27 protein-coding genes are annotated in these 25,005 nt (G+C 74.0%); 15 read left to right on the forward strand and 12 right to left on the reverse strand.

Features of this window, described 5'->3' with window-relative positions; translation table 11 throughout:
* Positions 1–8 precede the first annotated feature (8 nt).
* The 3 genes from ACIA6B_RS11610 to ACIA6B_RS11620 are packed head-to-tail and all read left to right on the forward strand — an operon-like array spanning position 9 to position 3,645.
* Positions 9–476 carry a DUF4442 domain-containing protein gene (locus tag ACIA6B_RS11610; RefSeq protein WP_396772650.1) on the forward strand — a complete coding sequence of 156 codons (468 nt, stop codon included), beginning with the start codon at positions 9–11 and terminating at the stop codon, positions 474–476.
* A 47-nt stretch (positions 477–523) separates the two neighbouring features.
* Positions 524–1,276, forward strand: coding sequence for an HAD family hydrolase (locus ACIA6B_RS11615; RefSeq protein WP_396772651.1), 753 nt, complete (start codon positions 524–526; stop codon positions 1,274–1,276).
* Entirely contained in the window at positions 1,273–3,645 is a 2,373-nt protein-coding gene (locus tag ACIA6B_RS11620) for a glycoside hydrolase family 65 protein (RefSeq protein ID WP_396772652.1), read from the forward strand. The genes ACIA6B_RS11615 and ACIA6B_RS11620 overlap by 4 nt, the downstream gene beginning before the upstream one ends.
* A 48-nt stretch (positions 3,646–3,693) precedes the next feature.
* Here the strand turns inward: ACIA6B_RS11620 and ACIA6B_RS11625 are convergent, their stop codons facing one another.
* From ACIA6B_RS11625 to ACIA6B_RS11635, 3 genes are all read right to left on the reverse strand, one after another.
* Positions 3,694–3,873 carry a hypothetical protein gene (locus ACIA6B_RS11625; protein WP_396772653.1) on the reverse strand — a complete coding sequence of 60 codons (180 nt, stop codon included), beginning with the start codon at positions 3,871–3,873 and terminating at the stop codon, positions 3,694–3,696.
* A gap of 62 nt (positions 3,874–3,935) precedes the next feature.
* Positions 3,936–4,283, reverse strand: a complete 348-nt coding sequence (trxA, locus tag ACIA6B_RS11630; RefSeq protein WP_396772654.1) for a thioredoxin — start codon at positions 4,281–4,283, stop codon at positions 3,936–3,938.
* Positions 4,253–4,645: a MerR family transcriptional regulator gene (locus ACIA6B_RS11635; protein WP_396772655.1), complete on the reverse strand. Its 393-nt coding sequence runs from the start codon at positions 4,643–4,645 to the stop codon at positions 4,253–4,255. The genes trxA and ACIA6B_RS11635 overlap by 31 nt, the downstream gene beginning before the upstream one ends.
* Before the next feature lie 161 nt (positions 4,646–4,806).
* Here ACIA6B_RS11635 and ACIA6B_RS11640 point away from each other — a divergent pair, with 161 nt between their 5' ends.
* Positions 4,807–5,505, forward strand: a complete 699-nt coding sequence (locus ACIA6B_RS11640) for a dienelactone hydrolase family protein (RefSeq protein WP_396773137.1) — start codon at positions 4,807–4,809, stop codon at positions 5,503–5,505.
* 35 nt (positions 5,506–5,540) lie between these two features.
* Here the strand turns inward: ACIA6B_RS11640 and ACIA6B_RS11645 are convergent, their stop codons facing one another.
* Positions 5,541–6,728, reverse strand: a complete 1,188-nt coding sequence (locus ACIA6B_RS11645) for an AI-2E family transporter (protein ID WP_396772656.1) — start codon at positions 6,726–6,728, stop codon at positions 5,541–5,543.
* A gap of 129 nt (positions 6,729–6,857) precedes the next feature.
* Here ACIA6B_RS11645 and ACIA6B_RS11650 point away from each other — a divergent pair, with 129 nt between their 5' ends.
* A complete protein-coding gene (locus ACIA6B_RS11650; RefSeq protein ID WP_396772657.1) occupies positions 6,858–7,040 on the forward strand; it encodes an antitoxin in 183 nt (60 codons plus the stop codon).
* 112 nt (positions 7,041–7,152) lie between these two features.
* Here the strand turns inward: ACIA6B_RS11650 and ACIA6B_RS11655 are convergent, their stop codons facing one another.
* A complete protein-coding gene (locus ACIA6B_RS11655; RefSeq protein ID WP_396772658.1) occupies positions 7,153–7,566 on the reverse strand; it encodes a pyridoxamine 5'-phosphate oxidase family protein in 414 nt (137 codons plus the stop codon).
* A gap of 214 nt (positions 7,567–7,780) precedes the next feature.
* Between ACIA6B_RS11655 and ACIA6B_RS11660 the strand changes: the two genes are divergently transcribed.
* Positions 7,781–9,568 carry a trypsin-like serine protease gene (locus tag ACIA6B_RS11660; protein WP_396772659.1) on the forward strand — a complete coding sequence of 596 codons (1,788 nt, stop codon included), beginning with the start codon at positions 7,781–7,783 and terminating at the stop codon, positions 9,566–9,568.
* A 57-nt stretch (positions 9,569–9,625) separates the two neighbouring features.
* Here ACIA6B_RS11660 and ACIA6B_RS11665 read toward each other — a convergent pair whose 3' ends face one another.
* The 3 genes from ACIA6B_RS11665 to ACIA6B_RS11675 all read right to left on the reverse strand — a co-directional run bounded on the left by ACIA6B_RS11665 (position 9,626) and on the right by ACIA6B_RS11675 (position 11,379).
* Positions 9,626–9,961, reverse strand: coding sequence for a hypothetical protein (locus ACIA6B_RS11665; RefSeq protein ID WP_396772660.1), 336 nt, complete (start codon positions 9,959–9,961; stop codon positions 9,626–9,628).
* Between the two features lie 41 nt (positions 9,962–10,002).
* Positions 10,003–10,839 (reverse strand): hypothetical protein, encoded by an 837-nt coding sequence (locus ACIA6B_RS11670; protein WP_396772661.1) that lies wholly within the window; start codon positions 10,837–10,839, stop codon positions 10,003–10,005.
* 141 nt (positions 10,840–10,980) lie between these two features.
* A complete protein-coding gene (locus ACIA6B_RS11675) occupies positions 10,981–11,379 on the reverse strand; it encodes a hypothetical protein (RefSeq protein WP_396772662.1) in 399 nt (132 codons plus the stop codon).
* A 208-nt stretch (positions 11,380–11,587) separates the two neighbouring features.
* On the opposite strand from ACIA6B_RS11675, the gene ACIA6B_RS11680 reads away from it, so the two are divergent.
* Positions 11,588–12,190: a lipocalin family protein gene (locus ACIA6B_RS11680; protein WP_396772663.1), complete on the forward strand. Its 603-nt coding sequence runs from the start codon at positions 11,588–11,590 to the stop codon at positions 12,188–12,190.
* 88 nt (positions 12,191–12,278) lie between these two features.
* On the opposite strand, the gene ACIA6B_RS11685 is transcribed toward ACIA6B_RS11680, so the two are convergent.
* The 3 genes from ACIA6B_RS11685 to eccB form a co-directional block, all read right to left on the reverse strand.
* A complete protein-coding gene (locus tag ACIA6B_RS11685; protein WP_396772664.1) occupies positions 12,279–13,532 on the reverse strand; it encodes a WXG100 family type VII secretion target in 1,254 nt (417 codons plus the stop codon).
* Positions 13,525–13,896, reverse strand: a complete 372-nt coding sequence (locus ACIA6B_RS11690) for a hypothetical protein (protein WP_396772665.1) — start codon at positions 13,894–13,896, stop codon at positions 13,525–13,527. Before ACIA6B_RS11690 ends, ACIA6B_RS11685 begins: the two co-directional genes overlap by 8 nt.
* A 103-nt stretch (positions 13,897–13,999) precedes the next feature.
* Positions 14,000–15,478: a type VII secretion protein EccB gene (gene eccB, locus ACIA6B_RS11695; RefSeq protein WP_396772666.1), complete on the reverse strand. Its 1,479-nt coding sequence runs from the start codon at positions 15,476–15,478 to the stop codon at positions 14,000–14,002.
* A 160-nt stretch (positions 15,479–15,638) separates the two neighbouring features.
* On the opposite strand from eccB, the gene ACIA6B_RS11700 reads away from it, so the two are divergent.
* Positions 15,639–16,808 (forward strand): type VII secretion protein EccE, encoded by a 1,170-nt coding sequence (locus ACIA6B_RS11700; RefSeq protein ID WP_396772667.1) that lies wholly within the window; start codon positions 15,639–15,641, stop codon positions 16,806–16,808.
* Here the strand turns inward: ACIA6B_RS11700 and eccD are convergent.
* A complete protein-coding gene (gene eccD, locus ACIA6B_RS11705; RefSeq protein WP_396772668.1) occupies positions 16,792–18,189 on the reverse strand; it encodes a type VII secretion integral membrane protein EccD in 1,398 nt (465 codons plus the stop codon). The genes ACIA6B_RS11700 and eccD overlap by 17 nt on opposite strands.
* Before the next feature lie 155 nt (positions 18,190–18,344).
* Here eccD and eccCa point away from each other — a divergent pair, with 155 nt between their 5' ends.
* From eccCa to ACIA6B_RS11740, 7 genes are all read left to right on the forward strand, one after another.
* Positions 18,345–22,310: a type VII secretion protein EccCa gene (gene eccCa / locus ACIA6B_RS11710; RefSeq protein ID WP_396772669.1), complete on the forward strand. Its 3,966-nt coding sequence runs from the start codon at positions 18,345–18,347 to the stop codon at positions 22,308–22,310.
* A gap of 69 nt (positions 22,311–22,379) precedes the next feature.
* Complete coding sequence (locus ACIA6B_RS11715; protein ID WP_396772670.1) at positions 22,380–22,790, forward strand: YbaB/EbfC family nucleoid-associated protein; 411 nt, start codon at positions 22,380–22,382, stop codon at positions 22,788–22,790.
* Positions 22,791–22,803: 13 nt separating this feature from the next.
* Complete coding sequence (locus tag ACIA6B_RS11720) at positions 22,804–23,097, forward strand: hypothetical protein (protein ID WP_107154811.1); 294 nt, start codon at positions 22,804–22,806, stop codon at positions 23,095–23,097.
* 31 nt (positions 23,098–23,128) lie between these two features.
* Positions 23,129–23,857, forward strand: coding sequence for a hypothetical protein (locus tag ACIA6B_RS11725; RefSeq protein ID WP_396772671.1), 729 nt, complete (start codon positions 23,129–23,131; stop codon positions 23,855–23,857).
* A gap of 14 nt (positions 23,858–23,871) precedes the next feature.
* Positions 23,872–24,141 carry a hypothetical protein gene (locus ACIA6B_RS11730; protein ID WP_396772672.1) on the forward strand — a complete coding sequence of 90 codons (270 nt, stop codon included), beginning with the start codon at positions 23,872–23,874 and terminating at the stop codon, positions 24,139–24,141.
* Between the two features lie 175 nt (positions 24,142–24,316).
* A complete protein-coding gene (locus ACIA6B_RS11735) occupies positions 24,317–24,625 on the forward strand; it encodes a WXG100 family type VII secretion target (RefSeq protein WP_357294299.1) in 309 nt (102 codons plus the stop codon).
* A 28-nt stretch (positions 24,626–24,653) separates the two neighbouring features.
* Complete coding sequence (locus ACIA6B_RS11740; protein ID WP_013283773.1) at positions 24,654–24,935, forward strand: WXG100 family type VII secretion target; 282 nt, start codon at positions 24,654–24,656, stop codon at positions 24,933–24,935.
* Positions 24,936–25,005: the final 70 nt, after the last annotated feature.

The following is a 25,005-nucleotide window of genomic DNA, read 5'->3' on the forward strand; positions in this document are numbered from 1 at the left end:
GTTCGGGTATGACCATCGACTCTCGCCAGGTGGCGGCCGGTCTCCTCGAAGCCGTGCCGTTCGCCCGTACGCTCGGCATCGAGATCGTCGAGGTGGCGCCCGAGGCCGACGGCGGGGTCCGCGCCGTGGTCCGGCTCCCCGACGACCCGGCGCACCACAACCACGTGGGCGGCCCGCACGCCGGCGCCATGTTCACGCTCGGCGAGACCGCCTCCGGCGCGGTGGTGCTCGCCGCGTTCGGGCAGGTGCTCGACCGGGCCGTACCGCTCGCCGTGACCGCCACCATCGGCTACCGCAAGGTGGCGATGGGCGCGGTGCTGGCGACGGCGCGGCTCGGCCGTCCGCCGGCCGACGTGCTGGCCGAGCTGGACGCCGGGCAGCGGCCCGAGTTCCCGGTCGAGGTCGAGATCGGCACCGAGGACGGCACCGTCACCTCGGCGCTCACCGTGACCTGGACGCTGCGCCCGAACCGCTGACCCGCGAAGCGGGTTTGCCCGGTGAGCCGCCTGGATAGATTCAGGCAATGCTGGGCCTACCCGCGCACGTGACCGCGTGTCTCTTCGATCTCGACGGGGTGCTGACGCAGACCGCCAAGGTGCACAACGCCGCCTGGGCCGAGACGTTCGACGCGCTCCTGCGACGCCGGTCCGCCGAGACCGGCGAGCCGTTCCGCCCATTCGACCCCGGGCCGGACTACAACCGGTACGTGGACGGAAAACCGCGTGCCGACGGAGTGCGATCGTTCCTGGCCTCCCGTGGCATCACGCTGCCCGAGGGCACCCCCGACGACCCGCCGGACGCGGACACCGTCAACGGTGTCGGCAACCGCAAGAACGTCGTCCTGCTCCAGCGCATCGCGCACGACGGCGTCGACGTCTACGACGGCTCGGTGCGCTACCTGGAGGCCGCCACCACCGCCGGGCTGCGCCGGGCGGTCGTCTCGGCCAGCGCCAACTGCGAGGCCGTGGTGCACGCCACCGGGCTGGACCGGTGGCTGGAGGCACGGGTCGACGGCGTGGTCGCCCGGCAACGCGGTCTCCAGGGCAAACCGCACCCGGACACGTTCCTGGAGGGCGCGCGGATGCTCGGCGTCGAGCCGGCGCAGGCCGCCGTCTTCGAGGACGCGCTCGCCGGGGTGGCCGCCGGACGGGCCGGCGGCTTCGGGTACGTGATCGGCGTGGACCGGGTCGGCCAGGCCGACGAGTTGCGCGCGCACGGCGCCGACGTGGTGGTCACCGACCTCGCCGAGCTGCTGACCACGGAGTCGGCCCCGTGATCCGGGAGCGGGCGTACCCGGTCGAGCCCTGGCACGTCCGCGAGGTCCGCCTCGACATGGACGTGCTGGCCCAGTCCGAGTCCGTCCTCGCGCTCTCCAACGGCCACATCGGGCTGCGCGGCAACCTCGACGAGGGCGAACCGCACGGCCTGCCCGGCACGTACCTGAACTCGTTCTACGAGCTGCGTCCGCTGCCGTACGCGGAGGCCGGCTTCGGCTTCCCCGAGTCCGGGCAGACCATCGTCAACGTCACCAACGGCAAGCTGATCCGGCTGCTCGTCGACGACGAACCGCTCGACGTCCGCTACGGCGAGCTGATCGACCACGAGCGGGTCCTCGACCTGCGCGCCGGCACGCTCCAGCGGGAGGTGCACTGGCGGTCCCCGGCCGGCCGCGAGGTCAAGGTCCGCAGCACCCGGCTGGTGTCGTTCACCCAGCGTTCGGTGGCCGCGATCAGCTACGAGGTGGAGGCGGTCGACGGGCCGCTGCGGCTGATCCTCCAGTCCGAGCTGGTGGCCAACGAGTCGCTGCCGCCGCAGAGCCGGGACCCCCGGGTGGCCGCCGTGCTGGAGTCGCCGTTGCAGGCGGAGGAGGAGCTGACCACCGACGACGGCGGCCTGCTCATCCACCGCACCAAGGTCAGCGGCCTGCGGGTCGCCGCCGCCATGGGCCACGACGTGCACGGCCCGGAACGCACCACCGTCGAGTCCGAGGGGTACGAGGACTGGGTCCGCACCACCGTCGGCTGCGTGCTCAAGCCCGGCGAGAAGCTGCGGGTGATCAAGTACCTCACGTACGGCTGGTCCAGCCGACGGTCCCTGCCGGCGCTGCGCGACCAGGTCGGCGCCGCGTTGGCCGCGGCCCGCCTCGACGGCTGGGACGGGCTGCGCCGGGCGCAGCGGGAATACCTGGACCAGTTCTGGGACGCCGCCGACGTCCGGGTCGAGGGCGACCCGGAGGTGCAGCAGGCGGTCCGCTTCGGCCTCTTCCACGTGCTCCAGGCCGGCGCCCGCGCGGAACGGCGGCCCATCTCGGCCAAGGGCCTCACCGGTCCCGGGTACGACGGTCACGCGTTCTGGGACACCGAGATGTTCGTGCTGCCGGTGCTCACCTACACCCAGCCGGGCGCGGTGAAGCACGCGTTGCAGTGGCGCTACGACACGCTGGCCCAGGCGCAGGAGCGGGCCCGCACGTTGAACCTCGAAGGCGCGGCGTTCCCGTGGCGCACCATCGAGGGGCCGGAGTCGTCGGCGTACTGGCCGGCCGGGACCGCCGCGTTCCACATCGCCGCCGACGTCGCCGACGCGCTGCGCCGCTACGTGCTGGTCACCGGCGACGACGCGCTGGAGCGGGAGATCGGGCTGGAACTGCTCGTCGAGACCGCGCGGCTGTGGCGCTCGCTCGGCCACCACGACCGGGCCGGCCGGTTCCACATCGACGGGGTGACCGGCCCGGACGAGTACACCGCGGTGAAGAACGACAACGTCTACACCAACCTGATGGCGCAGCGGAACCTGCTCACCGCCGCCGACTGCGCGATGCGCTACCGCGACCAGGCCATGGACCTCGGCGTCACCGAGGAGGAGGCAGCCGCCTGGCGGGACGCCGCGAACGACATGCACGTCCCGTACGACTCGGACATCGACGTGCACGAGCAGGTGGAGGGTTTCACCCGGTTGCAGGAGTGGGACTTCGAGCACACGCCGCCGGAGAAGTACCCGCTGCTGCTGCACTATCCGTACTTCGACCTGTACCGCAAGCAGGTGGTGAAGCAGGCCGACCTGGTGCTGGCCATGCACTGGCGGGGCGACGCGTTCAGCGCCGCCGAGAAGCTGCGCAACTTCACCTACTACGAGCGCCGCACCGTCCGGGACTCGTCGCTGAGCGCCTGCACGCAGGCGGTGCTGGCGGCCGAGGTGGGCTTCCCCGAGCTGGCTCACCGCTACCTGCGCGAGGCCGCGCTGATGGACCTGCACGACCTGAACGAGAACACCCGCGACGGCGTGCACATGGCGTCCCTGGCCGGCGCCTGGATCGCGTTGGTCTCCGGCTTCGGCGGGCTGCGCGACCACGACGGGACGCTGTCCTTCACGCCCCGGCTCTCCAGTCGGCTGAGCCGCCTGGAGTTCTCGTTGCAGTGGCGGTCGATGCGGCTGCGGGTCGACGTCCGACCGCACCAGACCACGTACTCGCTGCGCAACGGTGGGCCGGACACGGTGCTGGACCTGCTGCACCACGGCGAGCCGTTGCGGGTCACCTCCGCCCGGCCGGTCACCGTTCCGGTGCCGCCGGCGCACCCGTCCGGGTCGCAGCCGGAGCAGCCGCCGGGTCGGGCGCCGCTGATGCACCTGCCGGAACACGCCGGCTGAGGCCGCGCGGTCCCGCCCCGGAGGGCGGGACCGCGCGGTCCGCGTACCTCAGAACTGGCGGCCGTTCGACGGACGCCCGCCGGCGTCGCGCGGCGCCACCGCCCGCGGGTCCTCGGGGGTACGCGCCGACGCGGCCCGGTCGGCCCACTCCGGCGAGCCCTCCAGCTCCTGTTCGCGCCGCTTCTGGTCGGCGAGTTCCTGGTCTCGCTCCCGGTCCTGTTTCGCCATCGGAGATCCTCGCGATCGGTCGGGGTCCGTGGTCACGCCACGCGTTCCCGCCCGGGCCGGGCTCAACCGTCCAGGTGACTGGCGAAGCTCTGGCGCAGGTGGTTCTTCGGCCGGGAACCGACGATCGAGCCGACCACCTCGCCGTCGCGGAAGACCAGCATGGTCGGCGCGGACATCACCCGGTGGGCCCGCGCGGCGGCCGGGTTCTCGTCGATGTTCAGGGTGACGAAGCGCAGCGCGTCGCCGAACTCCTCGGCCAACTCGGCCAGGTGCGTCGAGACCACCCGGCAGGGCGGGCACCACTCGGCCCAGAAGTCGACCACCACCGGTCGGTCGGCGGCCAGCACGGTCGCCGCGAACGTGGCGTCGGTGACCGCGGTCAGTCGGCCGGTCTGCGTGTCCTGAGGCATGTTTCCTCCCGTTGGGCGATCGCGTGGGCGAGTTGGTCGTGCAGGCGGCGGCGGACCGCGCCGAGCCGGTCGAGGTAGTCGTCCACCTCGGCGAGCTTGCGTCGCAGCACCGCCACCGAGTCGGGGCAGACGTCGCCGGAGTCGTGCCCGGCGCGCAGGCAGGCGACGAACGGGCGGATGTCGTCCAGCCCGAAGCCGATCGCCAGCAGGGACCGGATCTCGTGCACGACACGCAGCTCCGCCTCGTCGTACATCCGGTAGCCGTTGGCGGACCGGCGTGGCCGGACCAGCCCCTGGCTCTCGTAGTAGCGCAGCGTGCGGGCGCTCGTACCGGCCCGTTCCGCCAGCTCCCCGATCCGCATCCGTGCCCCCGCCCGCCGTCCGTCCCTCGCCCCGCCGACGCTAAACCTTGCCGCCGACGTCAAGGCAACCCACGCGCTCCCGTCCCTCCCCGCTCCTCCGGATCTTCTCGGTGATCATGAAGTTGGCGGGTTGGGGGAGCGCTCTCCCCGTCGTCAACATCATGATCGGCGGGGGGCGGGGTATGCCGGGGACGGAGGTGAGGGGTGTGCGTGAGGTTTCGGTGCCGGTGGTGGAGGGTGGGCTCACCGGGGACGTCTCCGTTCCGTCCGGGGCCGGCGGGGCGGTGCTGTTCGCCCACGGGAGCGGCAGTTCCCGGCACAGCCCGCGCAACGTGGCGGTGGGTCGGGCGCTCCACACGCGCGGACTGGCCACCGTGCTCGTCGACCTGTTGACCGTCGACGAGGAGGCCCGGGACGAGGTCACCGCCGAGCTGCGTTTCGACATCGGGATGCTCGCCGAGCGGCTGGCCGGCATCGTCGACTGGATGAGCGCCGACCCGGAGCTGGGACGCCTGCCGTTCGGGCTGTTCGGCGCCAGCACCGGCGCAGCCGCCGCCCTGGTCGCCGCCGCAGCCCGGCCGGACCGGGTGGGCGCGGTGGTCTCCCGGGGCGGCCGGCCGGACCTGGCCGGCAGCTCACTGACCGCGGTACGCGCACCCACGCTGCTGCTCGTCGGCGGGCTGGACGAGCAAGTGATCACGCTCAACGAGCAGGCGCGGGACGCGCTGGGCGAGGTGGCGGAACTGCGGATCGTGCCGGGCGCCACCCACCTCTTCGAGGAGCCCGGCACGCTGGAACAGGTGGCCGACCAGGCCGGCGCCTGGTTCGTCGCCCACCTGCGCCACCCGCATCCGGCCTGAGCCGAGCGACGCCCGGCCTGCCGGTCGTCGGCGGGTCAGCCGGTGGCGTCGGCGGCTCGCGCGGTCCCGCCGGACCGGTGCCGCTGCACGGTGTCCAGCACCCGCCAGAGCACCGCGGCGATCGGCACCGAGACGAACGCGCCGGCGACGCCGGCGACGAGCGTGCCGGCGGTGACCACCACCAGGATGACCGCCGGATGCAGTTGCACCTGCCGACGCATCACGAGCGGCTCCAGCAGGTTGCCCTCGATCTGCTGCACCGCGATCACCGCCGCCAGCGTGAGCAGGGCGGTGGTCGGGCCGTTCGCGGCCAGCGCGACGAGCACGGCCACCGCGCCGGCCACGGTGGCGCCGATGATCGGCACGAACCCGCCGAGGAACGTGATCAGGGCGAGCGGCAGCGCGAGCGGGACGCGCAGCACGACAAGCGCCAGCCCGATGCCGATGGCGTCGATCGCCGCGATGATCATCGTGCCCCGGCTGTACGCGCCGAGCGTCCGCCAGCCGGCCCGGCCGGCCTCGGCGGTCACGTCCCGACGCGGCCCGGTCAGCCGGCGCAGCACCCAGTGCCACATCGACCGGCCGTCCTTGAGCAGGAAGAAGAGGAGGACCAGGCCGAGCAGCAGCGCGCCGGCCACCTCGGCGACCTTCTGCGCGCCCGCGACCGGGTCGGGGGCGCCGGCGCTGACGCCCTGCCGGATCTGCTCGACGAGCTTGTCGAGCTGCTGGTCGCTGACCGGCAGCGTGGACGTGACGAAGTCGCGGCTGCGTTGCAGGCCCTCGTCGAGTTGCTGGCTCAGCTCCCCGAACTGGCTGGCGGTGAGGTTCCAGACCAGGACGCCGGCGCCGGCCAGCACCCCGAGCAGCAGCAGGACGGTGAGCAGCGCGGCCGGCGCGGCCGGCACCCGGAGCCGGCGCAGCCGCACCAGCACCGGGTCGAGCAGCGCGGTGAGGAACAGCGTGCCGGCCAACGCCACGGCAAGCGGCGCCAGCAGCACCGCGATCTGCCCGAGCAGCCACAGCCCGGCGGCCACCACCAGGAGGCAGAGGCTCCAGGTGACCGCCGTGCGCACCGGCCAGGGCAGCCCCGCCCACGTCTGCCGGGGCCCGACCCGCGCCGGCTCGGCATGCTCCGGCGCGGCACGGGCCGGCTCGGAACGGGTCGGGTCGAACCGGGCCCCGGCGGGGCGTGCCGGGTCGGGCGTACCAGCGTCGTCGTCCACGTCGCCTCCTCGATCGTGGCCGTTGGTACCCGACCCGACGGAATCCGACACCCGGCCCGTCATCGCCCGTCCGGTGTTTGCCACCCCGGCCCCGGGGAAGGCTTTCAAGGTACCGAAGGGAGATGCGACATGAGTGACTTCATGGACAAGGCCCAGGACTTCGCCGACAAGCACGACAAGCAGGTCGACCAGGGCATCGAGAAGGCCGGCGACATGGCCGACAAGCGCACCGGCGGCAAGTACGACCAGCAGATCGACAAGGGCGTCGACATGGCGCAGCAGCGCACCGGCGAGGGCGACACCGGCCGCTGAGCATCCGGGCGACGGATCCCGGGCCACCCCGAAGCGGGTGCCCGGGATCCGGTGTGTCCGGGGCGTGTTCCGGACAGCGGGACCCGTCGGCGGCGGGAGCCGGGCGGGCCGCTCAGTCGGGCAAGCTGCCCAGCAGGCGGGTCACCGCGATCTCCAGCACCACCCGGTCGGGGTTCGGGCGCGGGGTGCGGTAGCGCTCGGCATACCGGCGCTCGGCCTCGGCCACCGACTCCGGGTCACGACGCACCACGGCCCGGCCCTCCACGGTCAACCACCAGCGGCCGTCGACCTGGCACACCGCGACCGGCGTGCCCGCCGGGCCCGCGCCCGCCACGTGCCGCGCCTTCGCCGAACCACCCGAGGTGATCACGCGGGCCAGGCCGGCGTCCGGGTCGAAGGTCACCCCGACCGGTACGACGTGCGGCGTGCCGTCGGCGCGCAACGTGGTCAACGTGGCGAGGTGCCGGTCGGCGAAGAAGCGCGCGACCCGCCCGTCGTGCGGATCCAACCCGTGCCGCCCGGCCATGCCGTCTCCTCACTCGTCACTGAGCCCGATCATCACACGCCGAAGCGGCGGCGCGCCGGACGACGAGACATACGCCATGCCCGATGTCCACAGCAAGGCTTCCAGGTGTGCTCTTCTTCACGCCTAGGTGGACAGTGGGTGTACCGAACGCTTCATAAGGTGACCCCGTGTGCCCACCGTAGCGGTGGGCGCCGTTCGAATCGGGGGAATCGTCGTGTCACTGTCGTACCGCCGTGTCGCCGTTCGCGGCGCCGGCCTACTAGCCATGGTCCTGCTGGCCGGGGCCGCCGCCACACCCGTGCAAGCCGTCACCGGCGGTGCCGCCGTGACCGACGGCTCCTACGCCTTCGCCGCCAAGATCTCGATCGGTCCGGCCGACCGCTCGTGCAGCGGCGCGCTCGTCGACCCGTGGTGGGTGCTCACCGCCAAGAGCTGCTTCAGCTTCGACGGTCAGCCCGTCGTCGACGGCAAGCCGGCGCGGCCCACCACGGTCACCGTCGGGCGCTCCGACCTGACCACCTCGACGGGTGCCACGTCGTCGGCCTTCCGGGTCGTGCCGCACCCCGACCGCGACGTCGCGCTGGTGCGGCTGACCCGCCGCGTGGACGTCACGCCGGTGGCGCTCGGCACCGCGCCGGTCGCGGGCGAGCAGCTCACCGCCGCCGGCTTCGGCCGCACGGCCACCACCTGGGTGCCGGACCAACTGCACACCGGGCCGTTCGAGGTGCAGAGCGTCAGCGCCGGCACGACCGGCATTCTCGGCACCGGCACGGCCGGCATCTGCCGGGGTGACCTGGGCGGCCCGACCGTCCGCACGACCGGCGGCACGCCCCGGCTGGTCGGCCTGCACCACTCCTCCTGGCAGGGCGGCTGCCTCGCCGAGACGGAGACCCGCCGGGACGCGGTGGACACCCGGGTCGACGACCTCGGCCCGTGGCTCACCGCCACCATGCCGCAGGGGCCGGCCACCGACCCGTACGGCGACATCAACTTCCTCTACGTCTACGCCAACGGCGACATCGCGCCGCAGACGTTCCCGGCCACGTCGACCGGCGGGTTCGGCAGCCCGCTCGGCGTCTGGCGGGGCGGCGCCGGCGCGTACGCCACGGACCGGGTCAAGGTGTTCAACGACGACTTCGACGGCGACGGCGTCGACGACCTCGCGGTCATGTCCACCACCACTGCGAACGCGTTCGCGCTGGACACGTTCGTGACCCGCCCGGACGGCACCCACGGCGCACCGGTCCGCTCCTGGACCTCGCCCAACTTCGGGCACCTGACCAGCATGAAGATGGCGTCGGGCGACATCAACGGCGACGGCCGGGCCGACCTCACCGCCTTCTACGGGTACGCCAGCGGCGACGAGGCGTGGATCAACTGGCTCGCCCGGCCCGACGGCGGGTTCGATGCGCCGATCGAGGCGTGGCGGGCGTCGAACTTCGGTAACTGGGCCAGCACCACCGTCTTCGCCGGTGACGTGACGGGCGACGGGCGGGCCGACGCCAGCCTCTTCTACGCGTACGCCAACGGCTCGATGGCGGCCATCACCTGGCCGGGGCAGGCGGACGGGAAGTTCGGCGCCGGCTACACCTCGTGGTCCGTCGCGGCGGACAAGGCGCCCGGCGCCCTCTCCACCCTGAAGATCGTCGACGGCGACTTCACCGGTGACGGGCGGGCCGACGTGGCCGCCCTCCAGACCAAGGACAACAAGCTGCGCCTGCTGACCTGGACCGGCAGGCCCGACGGCAACTTCACCGACCCGGTCGAGTCGTGGTCGTCGTCGATCTTCGGGCAGTTCACCAGCATCAAGCTGGTCGGCGGCGACTACAACGGCGACCGGCGGGACGACCTGGCCGTGCTCTACAAGTACCCGGACAACGGGCTGGGCCTGCACACGTTCACCTCGACGCCGACCGGCGGGTTCAACGTGCCGTTCGGGTCCTGGCGGGTCGGCTCGGGCGTCTACGGCTGGTGGCCGAGCATGCGGATGGACGGCGAGTAGGACCGACCGGACGAGGCCCGGACCGGCGCCCCTCCGCCCTGTGCGGGGCGGCGCCGGTCAGGGGCGGCGTGGCGGGGCGGCGGGCAATGACGTGGCCGGGGCGTCACGCGTCGCGCGTTGCGCGGCCCGGTGCTTGGCCGCCAGCCGGCCCAGATAGAACAGCGCGCCGGCCAGCACGCCCATGTCGTCCAGGTAGATCGGGTCGGGGAGCAGGTCCACCGGCAGGATCGTGTAGATCAGCGCGCCGTAGAAGGCGACCTTGCCGCCGGCGCCGAGCGCGCCCAGCATGCGACGGGTGCGGACCACCCGGATCGCGAGCAGCACCGCGCCGACCAGCGTCGCGGCAGCGACGACGGCGGCGACGACAACGAGCACCCACGTTTCACGGGACACGACACCACGCTAGCGGAGCCGGGCCGCCACCGCCCGGACGCTCAGTACGCCGGCACGGCCGCCCGGCCCCGGGCCACCGGCGTCAGCTCCCGGGTGGTCTCCGCGACCGGCGTCGCGGTCGGCAACTCGCGCGTGCTCTCCGGGCCGGCGAAGCCCACGATGGAGAGTGCCGCCTGCGGCTCGACGACCGGGTGCAGCGCCGTGAACGCCTCCTCGCGCAGGCTCCGCGCCGCCGCGGCGGCCGTCTCGGCGGCCCGCCAGGCGGCCTGTTCCCGCTCCGACGCGGCACGCTGCCGGGCGAGCAGATTGTCCCGTACCAGCCGGCGCAGCAGCAGTTCCTGCTCCACCGGGTGCCGGCTCGGGTCCCAGCCGCGCCCGCCGAGGATGTCGCTGAGCTGCTGCACGCTGATCTCCTTGCGCCACTGGGCGTCCAGCGCCGCCCGGTGCAGCCAGCGCTCCCGGTCCGCGTACTCGGCCGGGGTGCGGGCGGTCCGGGGCAGCGGCAGGGCCGCGGCGGCGGCCAGCCGGCGGACGTCCTCCTCCGCCGCCTGGCAGGCGAGCCACGCCGCTTCGGCCTCGTCCTGGGCGGCCAGCCACTCGGCCCGACGCCGCTCGGCGGTCACCGTCGCGCGGGACGCGGCCACCGACACCTCGTCCGCGTACCGGGCCCGTTCGCGGGTCCGCTCACGGTCCTGTTCGGCCCGGTCGATGCTGCTCGGCCGGGCGGCGTCGCTGATCCGCTCGCCGAACACCGCACGGAACCGGGTGGGGCGGACGACAAGCGCGGCGACCACGACCGCCGCCAGGGCGAGCAGGGCCAGCCAGATCACGGCGGCGGCGGGGACGTCCGGCAGGACGGTGGAGAAGACGGTCTGCATACCAGCACCTCGCGGTGGAACTGTTCACGATCAACGGGTGGGCCCGGGCATCGGGCGGAGTGCGCGTCGGCGCGCGACGGGGTACGCGGGCGGGGCGGGCCGCGGTGGGCCGCGCCGGGGCGTACCGGGAGAGGTGGCCCGTCAGGCGCGCGGCGGCCCGCGGCGGGCGATGGTCGCCCGGCCCGGGTCGTCGGTGACCGTGACGTCGACGGCCGGGACCGGCGCGACGGACGCGTCGTCGAACCGGTCGGCGACGGACGGGCCGGTGGCCGAGTGGGTGACCGCCCACGCCGCGGCAGCGGCGGTGCCCGGCCCGGCGACCGACGTGGTCGACGCGGCCTCGCGGCCGGCGTCGACGGTCGACGACACACGGGTGTCGGTCACCGTGACGACGGCGGGACGCGTCACCGAGGCGGCGTCGGCGGAGGCGGCGGTGATGCCCTGGAGGCCGGCGACCAGCGCCAGGGTGGTCACGGCCGTGCGGGCGATCCGGCGCAGCATCGCCGTCCAGGCGGACGAGGCGAACGCTACGGGCAGCACCCCCTCAACCTATCGGTTGATGCCGGCCCACGCAGCTCGACGATCTTCCCGGTTACGTGAGCCGGCCCACGGATCGGTGTGGACGGACCCTGTTATTCGCTTCGGACCAGGTCGACGGATGCATCGACGACGATGAGATTGTCGACAGTTTTCGGCCGGTCGGGCGGGGCACACTGGCGCGGACGACCCCCCACCGCGAGGAGAAACCATGGGCGTACGCCGCACCACCACCGCGCTGGTCGCCGCGCTGACCGCCGTCACCGTCCTGGCCGCCACCCCGGCTCACGCCGCGACCACCTCGGTCGACACCGGGCCGCTGCGACCGGTGGCCGCGGTCGACGTCAACCGGTACGCGGGCGACTGGTACCAGGTCGCCGCCATCCCGCAGTGGTTCGAGATCCAGTGCTTCAAGAACGTCAAGGCCCGGTACGACGTTCAGCCCGACGGGACCGTCGGCGTCCGCAACACCTGCCGGACGATCCTCGGCACCACGAGCACGGTCACCGGCCGGGCCCGGAGCGAGAACCCGCCCGCCGACTCGGCGCTCACCGTCTCCTTCCTCCGGCTCGGCGACCGGTGGATCTACCTGGGCGGCCCCAACTACGTCGTGATCGGGCTGGACCCGGAGTACCGCTGGGCGGTCGTCGGCGACCCGGACCGCAGCAGCGGTTTCGTGCTGTCCCGCCAGCCCGCGCTGGACGCGGCGCAGCTCGCCGACGTGCAGGCCGTGCTCACCGACAACGGCTACGACCGCTGCGACTTCCGCACCACCCGGCAGGACGGCGGCGCCCCCGCCGGCGCGTTCTGCTGACGGCCCGGCCCACTCCGGGGAGGCACGCCGCCCCGACGCCGAACGGCGCGGCACCCACGGTGGGTGCCGCGCCGTCAGCCGGGCGACGTCAGTGACCGTCGATGACCGGCGGCGGGGCGGCCCGGCCGTCCCCCCAGACCATGTCGTCCTCGGTGAGCCAGGTCAGCCGGCCGTCGGACTCGTCGTCGGAGTGGCCGCGTGCGCCCAGCACCCCGTTGCGGCCGGCCGTCGCGGGCCGCCCGTTGCGGCCGGTCGACCTGCCCTCCGTGTCGACGGCGAGGCTCCGGCCGGAGGTGAGCCGGCCGGTGCCGGCCGCCGAGCGGCTCTCCGCGCCGGGCACGCCGCCGAACCGGCCCGTGGCGGCGGCGTTGGCGCTGCCGGCGAGCGAGCCGGTGCTCAGCACGCCGGGACCGCCGAAGAGCCCGCCCCCGCCGGCCGGCCCGGTCGGCTGGCCGCCGGGGCCGAAACCCGGGCCGCCGCCGATCGCCGGGCCGCCGGGAACGGTGGTCAGCGGGCCGGCGCCGGCCAGCGACGTGCCGCTCGGGTCGAGCGTGCCGCCGGCCGGGACCGAGCCCGGGGCGCCCGCGCCGGGGTGGCCGCCCGGGTGGCCGTCGGGTGTGCCGTCGCCCGGCGTGCCGCTGGTCGGGGCCGGATGGTGCACGCCCGAGGTGGTCGCGGTCCCGTGCGCCCCCGGGCCGAAGCTGCCCAGGCTCGGGCCGGACGACGGCGTCTTCACCGACGGGCCGTCGTGCAGCGTCGGATCCCGTGGAGCGTGGTGGCCGGGCAGTTCGCTCCCGGGCGGCTCCGGCGCGACGACCCGGCCGTACGCCGAGAAGTCGTAACCCTCGGCCAGCTTCGCCACCACCCGCACCATCCGCTGGTGCGCCTTCTCCTGCTCGGCCTCGTCCTGCTGGTGACCGATGATGCCACCGATCACCGCGCCCGGACCGCCGCCGAGCAGGAAGCCCTTGCCGGCGCCGGAGAGCAGCTTGTCGTGGTCGTCGGTCTTCTCCGGGCTCTCCGCCTCGGCCTGGGCGGCGCGCAGGTCGCCGGCCATCATGTCCAGCGCCTGCCGGATGCCGGTCATGCCCTCGGCCAGGTCGCCGGAGTAGCCGGCGACCATGGTGAGCCGGCGCTGGAACTCGCGGCTCGCGTCCCCGGTCCAGGATTTGGCCAACGCGTCCAGGTCGGCGGTGAGGTCGCGGGACAGGTCGTCGAGCGTGCCCTTGAGGGAGGTCCAGCGCGCGCTCAGCCCGTCGATCTGCGCCGGGTCGCCGGCGTTGACGCCCTGGTAGAGCTCCTCGTGGCTGACGTGCTCGTAGCGCCGGGTGTATTCAGACACGGGGATCCTCCCTCGGCTGCGTCATCGCCTCGTTCAGCCCGGCGAGGGCAGCCGCGATGTCGGCCGCGGCGGCGGCGTTGCGGGCCTCGGCGGTCCGGTAGTTCTTCATGATCGTCGCGGTGGCCTCGCGGGCGGCCAGGATCGCCCGGCGCAGCCGGTCGACGTGGTCGACGTAGCTCTGGTGCGTCTCGGCGTACCGGCGTGAGTTGTCGGTCGCGTCGGTGAACGTGCCCAGTGCGGGGGGCCGGCACTGCATCTCGGTGTTGAGCGTGCGCAACACCGACTCGGCCTCGTGCAGACGCCGTTCGAGCCGCTTGTGGAAATCCTCCAGAGAGAGAACGTCGACTGTGGTGCGCCCGGTCATGGCGGAATCCCCGTTGTCCTCGTCGAGAGCCGGTGGCCGTGCTCAGATTAGTCGAATCGCGCCCACCGGGTGACCCCTGGACGTGATGCTCCTCATCGGTCGGTCAGCCGCCTCCGACCTGGGCCGTCGCACCGTCCGGCGGGGCCGGCACGGGCGTCGCGGCGCGCTCCGGCAGCGCCGTCGCGTCGAAGTACGCCATGGCGTCCGCACGGGCCAGGGTCGGCCCGGTCGGCACCAGCGCCAACAGCGAGGCGGGCACCGCCACCGGGCTCACGTCGCCGTAGCCGAGGGCGCTCCGCGCGTCCCCGGCGGCGGTGCCGAGCGGGTAACGGATCCCCTGCGCGGTGATCAGGTAGACCGTGGCGCCGGCCGCCGGCTTGCCGCTCTCCCCGGCGGTGGCCTGCACCAACGCGCCCTTGCCGCCGGGCAGCAGCACGCTCTCGGCGGTGCGGACCGCGTCCCGGGCGCCCTGCCGCGCCGGCAGCGCGGTCGCCGCGGTCAGCTCCGCCGGCGGGGCGTCGAAGACCTCCAGCGTGGTGGCCGGCGGCTGGCCGGCCGGACCGGACCGGTAGGTGGCGCAGAGCACGGTACGGCCGGGGCGCACCTCGTGCAGCGTGGGCATCCGGGCCGGCAGCCCGTCCGCCTCCAGCCGCTGGTCGGTGTAGAGCCGGCCGGCCTCGTCCGGGGTGATCTCGGTGATCCCGCCGCCGCCACCGAGCAGCAGCCGGGCGGTGACCTCGCCGACCGCCGCCAGGCCCTGCCGGGTGAGGACGTAGAACTGGCCGGCGGCCTGGTAGACCTGACCGACCCGGGCCGGCCGGTCGGCCACCGTCAGCCCGCTCGGGCCGCCGTCCCCGCCGATCGTGGGCCGGCGCAGCGCCGGGCCCACCGGCACCGCGTTGAGCAGTTGCGGGCCGACGGTGAGGTTGGCCGCGCCGGCCATCCGCAACGCCACCAGCGCCTGCTCGTCGCCGACCACGCGCAGCCGGGCGCCGCCGGTCAGCAGCCAGCGGGCGTCGCCGGTGCGGACCAGGACGGCCCGGTCGGTGAGCGGGGTGCCGCCGGACAACGGCCGGTCGATCAGCAGCCGGGTGGTCGAACGGCGCGGATCGTTCGGGTCCGGCACGTCGCAGACCGACCAGGGGAGCCCGACCAGCGACCCCCGGTCGGGCAGGTCGTCCGGCGCACCGACGATGCCCACCATCCGGCCGCGGGGCCGGTCCCGGATCGACGCCTGCGACACGGTGCGCACCGTCGCCGACGGGTCGTCGACGACGAGCCGGGCCGAGGCGTAGTTGAGCGTCGGGTGCAGCACCCGGTCGTCACCGAACCAGTAGGTGGCGCCGGTCTCCCGTTCGATCACCACGGTGTTCGGTTCGAGCGGGGCGGAGTTGCTGGTCAGTTGCCCGTACGCGCCCACGCCGCCGAGGACCACCGCCGCGGCGATGACGCTGCCGAACACCGCCAGGCCGAGCCGGCGCATCGGCAGGTCGTTGGTCTCCGGGTCACCGGAGAGCAGCGCCGAGACGATGCGGCGGGTGACGAAGCGGTACGCCTGCACCTGATCGCGGCGGGTCCGCATGACTAACCTCCGGGCCGGGTGGGCCCGCGACGATCAGGGCCGAACGGCGCCGCGGGCTTCCCTACGATAAGGGGCCGTCGGGGGTGCGCCGGACCCCGTCCGCCGCCCGGTGCACGCCTCGGCCGGCAGGTGCCCACAGGTCCAGAAGGGACGCTCACCGATGACGCAGCTCCAGGCGCCACCCGGTCGTACGGCGACCGCCCCCGCCCCGGCGGACCGGCCGGTCACGCCGGCGGACAGGCGACGCCGGGGCCGCCTGGGCCCGGTCGTCGTCGGTCAGCTCGTGGTGGCCGAGTGCGCCGCGCTCGCCGTCTGGTTCGCCACCGCCGGCCCGGCCTGGCTGCTCGCCACCGTGGCGCTGCTCGCGCTGCTGTCCGTGGTGGCCGCGTTCGCCCGGCGGGGCGGCCGATGGTGGTACGAGGACCTGATGCTCCGCCGTCGGCTGCGCCGTCGTCGGGACCGGGCCCGGGGCGCGCTGCCGGCCGGTGACCCCCGGTTGGCCGCGCTCGCGCCCGAGCTGACCGTGGTGGAGCTGACCGAGCGCGGCACCCGGCTCGGCATCGGTCAGGACGACCGGGGCTGGTTCGCGGCGGTGGCGCTGACCGGTCGGCCCGGTGCGCCCGCCGGGTCGATCGAGGCGGCGACCGTGGACCGTGCCCTCGCGGTGCTCGCCGACTTCGCCGGCCCGGTCACCCAGACCCAGGTGGTCTCGCACACCCTGGTCTGGTACCCCGCGCCGGGGGCGGCCCCCGCCGCGCACCGCACCGTGTGGGTGGCGCTGCGGCTGGCCGTGGGTGACGCCCGGGCCGAGACGGTGAGCCGCGGCGGCGGCCTGCGCGGCGTGCACCGGACGGTGGCGGCCGGCGTGGGTCGGCTCGGCAAGGCGTTGCACGCCGCCGGGCTCGGGCACCGCGTGCTGGGTCGCGACGAGCTGCACGCGGCGGTGGTCTCCGGGGCCGGGCTGGACCTGGCGCCGGACTCCCCGGCCGAGACCTGGACCGGCCTGCGCGGGGGCGGCTGGACGCAACGCTGCCTGGCGCTGCGGGTCCGTCCCCACGGCTCGCTGGGCGCGCTGGTGGACGCGGTCACCGCCACCTCCGCGCCCTCGCACACGGTCGCGGCGGTGGTGCTCCCCGGTGGCCGGCGGCTCCCCCCGCTGCTGCGGGTGGCGGCCATGGACGGGCACGCCGAGGCGCTGGTGAAGGCCGTCCGGGAGATGGCCCGACGGGCCGGGGTGCCGGCCCGCCCGCTGGACGGCCAGCACGGGCCGGGCGTCTACGCCACCGCGCCGGTGGGCACCGCGATGGGCACCGTCACGGTCGAAGGTTGACGATCCAGCCGTACGCGCCGCAGACCCAGACGGCCAGCGGCACCAGCGCGACGATCAGCAGGATCTCGACGATGTCCAGGACCCGGCCCCAGACCGGGGAGATCCGCTTGCCGGCCACGGTGAGCCCGTAGACCAGGCTGATCACGGCCACCACGGTCAGCCCGCCGAGGATCAGGCCGAGCCGCACCGGCAGCGAGCCCGCGTCGAAGACCGCCGCGGCGACCAGCCCGAGGCCGAGCGTGCCGGCGAGCAGCACCGGGGTGCGTTGGTCGCGGCCGAGGAACGGGCGGGCCCGCAGCAGCGACAGCAGCGCGAGCACCAGGCAGAGCAGGACCGCCGGGAGTCGACCGTCGACGGCCAGCACCAGCTCACCGCCGAGCACCAGCAGCGCGACGGTCCACAGCAGACCGGTGAGGAACCCGTCGGCCCGTTCGCTGTCGCGCAGCACGGACGGCCCGTCCACCGACTCGGTGTCGGTCTTCAGGTCCTCCGGACCGGTCGGGATGGACGGCACCGGCAGCCGGGCGAGCCGGTAGGCGAGCATCGGCAGCGCCGGCAGCGCGCCGAACGCCACGGCCGACACCACCGCCGCCGAGGCGGCGGCGTCGATGCCGAAGGCCAGGCTGAGCACCGCGCCGAAGCCGACCGCCGCGCCCACGCCCACCGTGCCGAGGAACCACGGCGTCCGGTCCCCGACGGCGAGCGCGGCGAGCGCGCCGAAGAGCACCACGGCGGTGCCGGCGAGCAGCACGTGCGGGCTGGCCAGTTCGGCCAGCGGGCGGTCCCCGGCGAGCACCAGCAGGCCGCCGACGCCCGCGTGGCCGACCCCGACCAGGGCCAGCACCGCGCCGGTGCGGCTGTCGCCGGCCGCCCGGGACAGCACCGCGGCACCGACCAGCAGGGCCACCGCGACCACCAGGGTGGCCACCGCGCCGGGTAGCTGCGGCGGCCCGGCGAGCAGCGTCGCGACCGCGCCGGCGGCCAGCGCCGAGGAGGCGAGCAGCACCGCGTACGCCCGGGTGGTGCCCACCTGCCAGGCGCCGGCCCGTTGGGTGGTGGAGGTGGCGACGGCGTCCACCACGTCGTCGAAGACGATCTCGGGCGCGGTCGCGGCGCGCGGGTTGAAGTAGAGCACCTCGCCGTCGCGGACGTCGAGCTGCGCGGCGGTACGCCCGCCGTCGAGCGGCGGCCCGCCGAGTCGGGACAGGCTCCACCCGCCGTGCCCCACGCCCTCGTCGGCGAGCTCCTCGCCGGCGTAGCGCAGCAGCGTCGGCAGCAGGTCGGCCAGGGGAACGTCGGAGGGCAGGGCCAGGTCCATCCGGGTCCGCGGCGCCACGATGGTGATCCGGCTCAGCCCGCCGGTCGCCGCCTTCGTCGCCACAGTGGCCTCCTCGTGCTCGCCTACGATCCGCCCCGGCCGTCGACGTCGTCCCCACGGGTCCACGACGCCTCCGGGAGATTACCTACGATGGCGGTCGCACAGGTCGCCCACCCGAGGCTCGCGGCGGTGGCGGACCTGCGGGGGAGGGGAGAGCCGTGGGTACGGTGGTGTTCCGCCGGCCACCGCGTCAACCGGGGCCGGCGATGCCGCGCGGTGAGGTGCTGCTGGAGTCCCCGCCCGAGCTGCCGGAGCCGCAGGCCAAGGGCATGGGGCAGGTGCTGATGATCCTGCCGATGCTCTGCGGCGTCGGCGCGATGGCCTTCCTCTACGCCGGCCGTGGCGGCGGCATGATGACGTACGTGGCCGGTGGCCTGTTCGGCGTGTCCATGTTGGGCATGGCGCTCGGCACGCTCGGCACCGGCGGCAACGACAGGGCCGAGCTGAACGCCCAGCGCCGCGACTACATGCGTTACCTGGCCCAGATGCGCAAGCGCACCCGGCGGGCGGCCGAGCAGCAGCGCGCCGCGATGACCTGGCGGCACCCGGAGCCGGACGCGCTCTGGTCGATCGCCGCCTCCCGCCGGCGGTGGGAGCGGCGGCCCACCGAGGACGACTTCGGCGAGGTGCGCATCGCGCTCGGCCCGCAGCGGCTGGCGGTGGAGATCGTGCCGCCGGAGACCAAGCCGGTGGAGGACCTGGAACCGATGAGCGCGATCGCGCTGCGCCGGTTCGTCCGCGCCCACTCCAGCGTGCCGGAGCTGCCCACCGCACTGTCGCTGCGGGCGTTCGGCCGGATCGCGGTGCGCGGCGACCGGGAGCCGGTGCTCGACCTGACGCGGGCCGTGCTGGGCCAGTTGGTGACGTTCCACGCCCCGGAGGACCTACTGGTGGCCGTGGTGGCCGCTCCGGAGCGGCAGCCGGTCTGGGACTGGGTCAAGTGGCTGCCGCACGCCCAGCACCCGGGGCGTACGGACGCGGCGGGTGCGCGCCGGCTGGTCTTCGCCGGCCTGGCCGAGGCGGAGTCGGCGCTCGCCCACGAGCTGGGCGGCCGGCCCCGGCTCGTCCCCGAGGCGAAGCCGCTCACCACCGCGCCGCACGTGGTGGTGGTGCTCGACGGCGGCGAGGTGTCGGCGACCTGCGCGCTGACCGGGCCGGGGCTGCTCGGCACCACGGTGGTGGACCTGTCCGGCACGGTGCCCCGGGACGCCGGCCGCTGGCTGCTCGGCCTGGACGTCGGCGACGGCGCCGGGCTCGGCCTGATCGGGGCCGCCAACGCGCCCCGGCTCGGCCGGCCGGACCGGTTGACCCGGCCGGCGGCCGAAGGGCTGGCCCGGCAGCTCGCGCCGTTCCGGCTCTCCCCGCAGCAGGGCGCCAGCACCGACGAGCCGCTGGCCCGCAGCATGGAGCTGCCCGACCTGCTCGGCGTCGGCGACGCGGCCACGGTGGACGTCCGGCAGACCTGGCGGCCCCGTAACCAGCGCGACCGGCTGCGCATCCCGCTCGGCCTGGGGCCGGACGGCAACGTGGTCGAGCTGGACTTCAAGGAGTCCGCGCACGAGGGCATGGGCCCGCACGGCCTGGTCATCGGCGCGACCGGTTCCGGCAAGAGCGAGCTGCTGCGCACCGTGGTCGGCGCGTTGGCGGTGACGCACTCCTCGGCAGAGCTGAACTTCGTCCTGGTCGACTTCAAGGGCGGCGCGACGTTCGCCTCGCTCGACGCGTTGCCGCACACCAGCGCCGTGATCACCAACCTGTCGGACGAGCTGCCGCTGGTCGACCGCATGCGCGACGCGCTGGCCGGCGAGATGAACCGGCGGCAGGAGGTGCTGCGGGCGGCCGGCAACTACGTGTCCCGCTACGACTACGAGAAGGCGCGGGCGGCCGGCGAGTCGCTGGAGCCGATGCCCAGCCTGCTCATCATCTGCGACGAGTTCTCCGAGCTGCTGGCCGCCAAGCCGGACTTCATCGACCTGTTCGTGATGATCGGCCGGCTCGGCCGGTCGCTCGGCGTGCACCTGCTGCTCGCCTCGCAGCGGCTGGAGGAGGGGAAGCTGCGCGGGCTGGACACGCACCTGTCGTACCGGATCGGCCTGCGGACGTTCTCGGCGGTGGAGAGCCGGATCGTGCTGGGCGTGCCGGACGCGTACGAGCTGCCGAGCGCGCCCGGACACGGCTATCTCAAGACCGACACCGCCACCATGCTGCGGTTCCGCGCCGCCTACGTCTCCGGCCCGTACCGGGCGCCGGGGCAGGTGCGGCGCTCCACCCGGGCGCAGGTGCAGCGCCGGATCGTGCCGTACGGCGTCGACCACGTGCCGGTGCCGGCGCTGCCGACCGCGGCGGAGACCACGCCGGAGCCCGAGCAGACCGGCGACGGTAAGAACGTGTCCACGCTGGACGTGCTGATCGGCCAGCTCGCGGGCCGGGGCCGGCCGGCACACCAGGTCTGGCTGCCGCCGCTGGCCGAGCCGTCCGGGTTGGCCGAGTTGCTGCCGCCGTTGAGCGTGCACCCGACCTTCGGCCTGACCACCGCGGAGTGGGCGGGCCGCGGCCGGCTCGCCGTGCCGGTGGGCATCGTGGACCGGCCGTACGAGCAGCGCCGCGACCCGATGATGGTCGATCTTGCCGGGGCCGGCGGCAACGTGGTGATCGTGGGCGCCTCGCTCAGTGGCAAGAGCACCATGCTGCGTTCGCTGCTGGCCTCCCTGGCGCTCACCCACACGCCACGCGAGGTGCAGTTCTTCTGCCTCGACTTCGGCGGTGGCGCGCTGCGCAGCCTGGACGCGCTGCCGCACGTCGCGGGCGTGGCCGGCCGGCGCGACGTCGAGGCGGTCCGCCGGACGGTGGCCGAGGTGGTGGCCGTGCTCGACGAGCGGGAGAACCGGTTCACCCAGCACGGCATCGACTCGGTGGCGAGCTACCGCCGGCGGCGGGCGGCCGGGGAGTTCGCCGACGACCCGTTCGGGGACGTCTTCCTCGTCGTGGACGGCTGGAACACGCTGCGTCAGGAGTACGAGGAGCTGGAGCAGACCATCACCAACCTGGCCAACCGGGGGCTGGGCTTCGGCGTACACGTGGTGGTCACGGCGGTGCGGTGGGCGGAGATCCGGATCAGCATGCGGGATCTGCTCGGCACCAGGCTGGAGCTGCGGCTGGGTGATCCGGCCGAGTCGGAGATCGACCGACGGGCCGCGCAGAACGTGCCGGTCGGCGCGCCGGGCCGCGGTCTGACGCGCGACAAGCTGCACTTCCTGACCGCGGTCTCACGGATCGACGGCAGGCGCGACATCGAGGACCTGACCGAGGCGTCGGTCGCGCTGGCCGGGCACGTGGCGGCGAACTGGCCGGGCCGGCCCGCGCCGAAGGTCCGGCTGCTGCCCCGCAGGCTCACGGTCGGCGAGCTGGCCACGGTGGTCGACCGGGCCGTCCCGGGCATCCCGATCGGGGTGAACGAGTCGGCGCTGGCCCCGGTCTACCTCGACCTGGCGGGCGAGCCGCACCTGACCGTCTTCGGCGACGCCGAGTGCGGCAAGACCAACCTGCTGCGGCTGATCGCCCGGGGGATCGCCGAGCGGTACACGCCGGCGCAGGCGCGGTTGGTCATCGCCGACTACCGGCGTGGCCTGCTGGGCGCGGTCGAGGGTGACCACCTGCTCGACTACGCGCCGTCCAACCAGGTGTTCGGTCAGGGGCTCGGCTCGATCCGCAGCGCCCTGCAGAACCGGCTGCCGGGCCCGGACGTGACGACCGCGCAGCTCCGCGACCGGAGCTGGTGGAAGGGGCCGGAGCTGTACATCCTGGTGGACGACTACGACCTGGTCGCCTCCGGCGGCAGCAACCCGCTCAGCGCGCTGCACGAGCTGCTGCCGCAGGCGCGGGACATCGGCCTGCACCTGATCGTCACCCGGCGGGTGGGCGGCGTGGCCCGGGCGCTCTACGAGCCGGTGCTGCAACGTCTGCGCGAGCTGGACTCGCCGGGCCTGCTGATGTCCGGCAGCCGGGAGGAGGGCGCGGTCTTCGGCAACCTGCGGCCCAGCCCGCAGCCGCCGGGCCGGGGCACCCTGGTCCGCCGCCGCGACGGCCAGCAGTTGATCCAGACCGCCTGGACGGAGCCGGCCTGACGGGTCGGCCGGCGGACCGTCGGTCCGGTAGCGTCGGCGCGACGTCGCGAGTGTGGAGGGGAGCCCGTGGTGAGCAGCCCGTCGGGTATCGGTGGAGCCGTGGAGAGCCTGTTGCGGCAGGCCCAGGAACAGCAGCGCCGGCTGGTCGAGCTCCAGCAGCAGCGGGCGGAGCTGCGGGTGGCCGGGGAGAGCCCGGACGGCCTGGTGCGGGTGACCGTCGACGGTGAGATGAAGGTCGGGAACATCGAGCTGAACGCCCGGGCCATGCGGTTGGACAGCTTCTCGCTGGCGGAGTCGGTCCAGGCGGCCGTCGACGCGGCGTACGCGGCCTTCGCGGAGCGGCAGCAGGAGATGCTGGCCGAGACGCTCGGCGACTCCGACCTGGTCCGTCGCGCGCAGGACGGCACGCTGACCCCGGAGGACTGGTTCCGCCAGTTCGGGGTGGACCTGTCGGACCCGACCCGCGGTCTGCGGCGCTGAGCGGGGGTCGACGATGGCGAACACGGTGGACGTCGACGCGATCCGCAAGGCCGGCCGGATGCTCGACGCGCCGGACGGTCCGATCCAGTACCTGCGCAACGTGCAGGCGCTGCTGGGGGACGTGAAACTGCCGGGCGGCGCGTTGAGCATGTTCGGCCACGGTGCGGTGGAGCGGCACAACGCCTCGGTGGACGGGCACCTCGACAATGTCCGGGCCGGCATCGAGCACCTGCACCGGGCCGCGGAGCAGCTCGAACAGAGCGCGAAGAACTGGGAGAAGTCGGATCAGCCCTGGGTGGTCAAGTGACCGGCCGGGCCGACCAGGGGGAGGACGCCTGATGCCACCGGAGATCTTCATCGCCAACGCCTCCGGCTCGGTGACCGGCACGGTCTCGGTCGCCGAGACGACCGCGCCGGTCCGGTCGGCGGCGGCGATCGCCCGGGGCAACCTGATGTGGATCGCCGCCTCGGCGGGTCTGATCGGCGCCATCCTCTACCTGGAGATGTTCGACAACCAGCAGGTCAACGAGACGATCAAGAAGTGGGAGGAGGCCGCGCGCCTGCTCGGGTCGGACCAGTTCGGCGCCGCGATGGCGGCGGTCCCGCCGGACGCGAAGGAGTGGGACTTCGACGACCGGGACGCGTTCGACCTCTTCGTCCGCAAGCTCGGCGCGGAGATCGACTCGCTGGCCGACGCGTTCAACACCAACAAGGAGACGCTCACCTCGGCCCGGGACGCCTACAACGACGCGGTCTCCGGGTTCGCCCAGGCGATGATGCCGGTCCTGGTGGCGGTGATCGCCTCGATCGCGCTCCAGTTCTTCCCGGCCACCTCCGCGTTGGCGCAGGCCATCGGCATCGCCGGCCTGACGGCGACCGCCGCCATCCTGGTGATGGTCTTCGGGGACATCGGCGCGCTCCTGCACGCCGTGATGGCCGGGTTCAACACCGACAGCCGGGTGATGTTCGCGGCGGACTCCCGGCCCGGTTGGGCGCCCACCGGCACCGACCCGGGGATCAAGGACATCAAGATCGACTGGGTCAAGGACAGCAAGTTCTACCAGTGACGGGAGCCGACCACGTGGACACGCTGATCACCTGGTTGTTCGTCTACTTCGTGCTCACCATCCCGGGCTTCCTGGTGCTGGCCCTGGTCGCCGGGCTGACCCGCTCGCCCCGGCTTCGGCTGGCCGCCGAGGTGGTGGTGCTCAGCGGCTGTGCCGCGCTGCTGGTGGTGGTGGTCGAGGGCGCCTTCGACAAGCCGTTGTTGTGGCTGGCGGCGGCACTGCTGGTCGGGGTGCTGGTCTTCGGCGTGACGCTGCTGGTCAGGACGCGCCGCGACCGGATCTGACCACGACCCGTGTTTCCACTTCGGACGGTCCGCTTCGGATCGCCCGGCAGGGCTGCGCGGTTTGGACGTCGTCCGCTACGGTTCGCTTGATGTGCCGTCGGTGGGGTGGGTTCGCCTTGCCGCGGGGGAGGGCGCGGCGGATCCGCCGCCACAAGATGACGGAAGGGTGTGAAGCATGGCGTTCGAGGTCAGTGCAGCGAGTCTGCACACCGCCGCGAGTGACGTGCGGTCCACGCGCAGCGATGTCGACGGTGAGCTCAAGAAGCTGTGGAACGTGGTCGACGACCTGGCCATGGCCTGGAAGGGCCAGGCTTCCACGGGCTTCCAGGGCCTGATGACCCGCTGGAACGAGGACACGAACAAGCTGCTCACCGCGATGGACAACATCGCTGACCTGCTCGACAAGTCCGGCACGACGCACCAGGTCAACGACGAGGAGCAGCAGCAGATGCTGGACAAGTTCCACGCTGCGCTCAACCCGTGATCCGCGCAGACAGGCAGAGGGGGAATCAATGAGCATCAAGGTTGACTACGCCGTCCTCGAGAGCAGCAACCAGCAGATGCAGGCCATCTCGCGGACCATCGACGAGAAGCTGGACACGCTGCGGGCCATGCTGACCAAGCTTGAGTGGGAGGGCCAGGACCGGGCCGCCTACCAGCAGCACCAGGCCCAGTGGGACGCCGCCGTGCGGGACATCAACAAGGTCCTCAACGAGATCGGCGGCGCGGTGGGCATCGCACGCGAGAACTACATGACCACGGAGATGAGCAACTCCAAGGTCTGGGGCAACTGACCTCGACAGGTCCGGCACGGCTCCGCTCCGGCTCGCGTCGGGCGGAGCCGTGCCGTGTTCCGGGCCCGGC

This window comes from Micromonospora sp. NPDC051141 (assembly GCF_044455765.1).
Taxonomy (GTDB): domain Bacteria; phylum Actinomycetota; class Actinomycetes; order Mycobacteriales; family Micromonosporaceae; genus Micromonospora.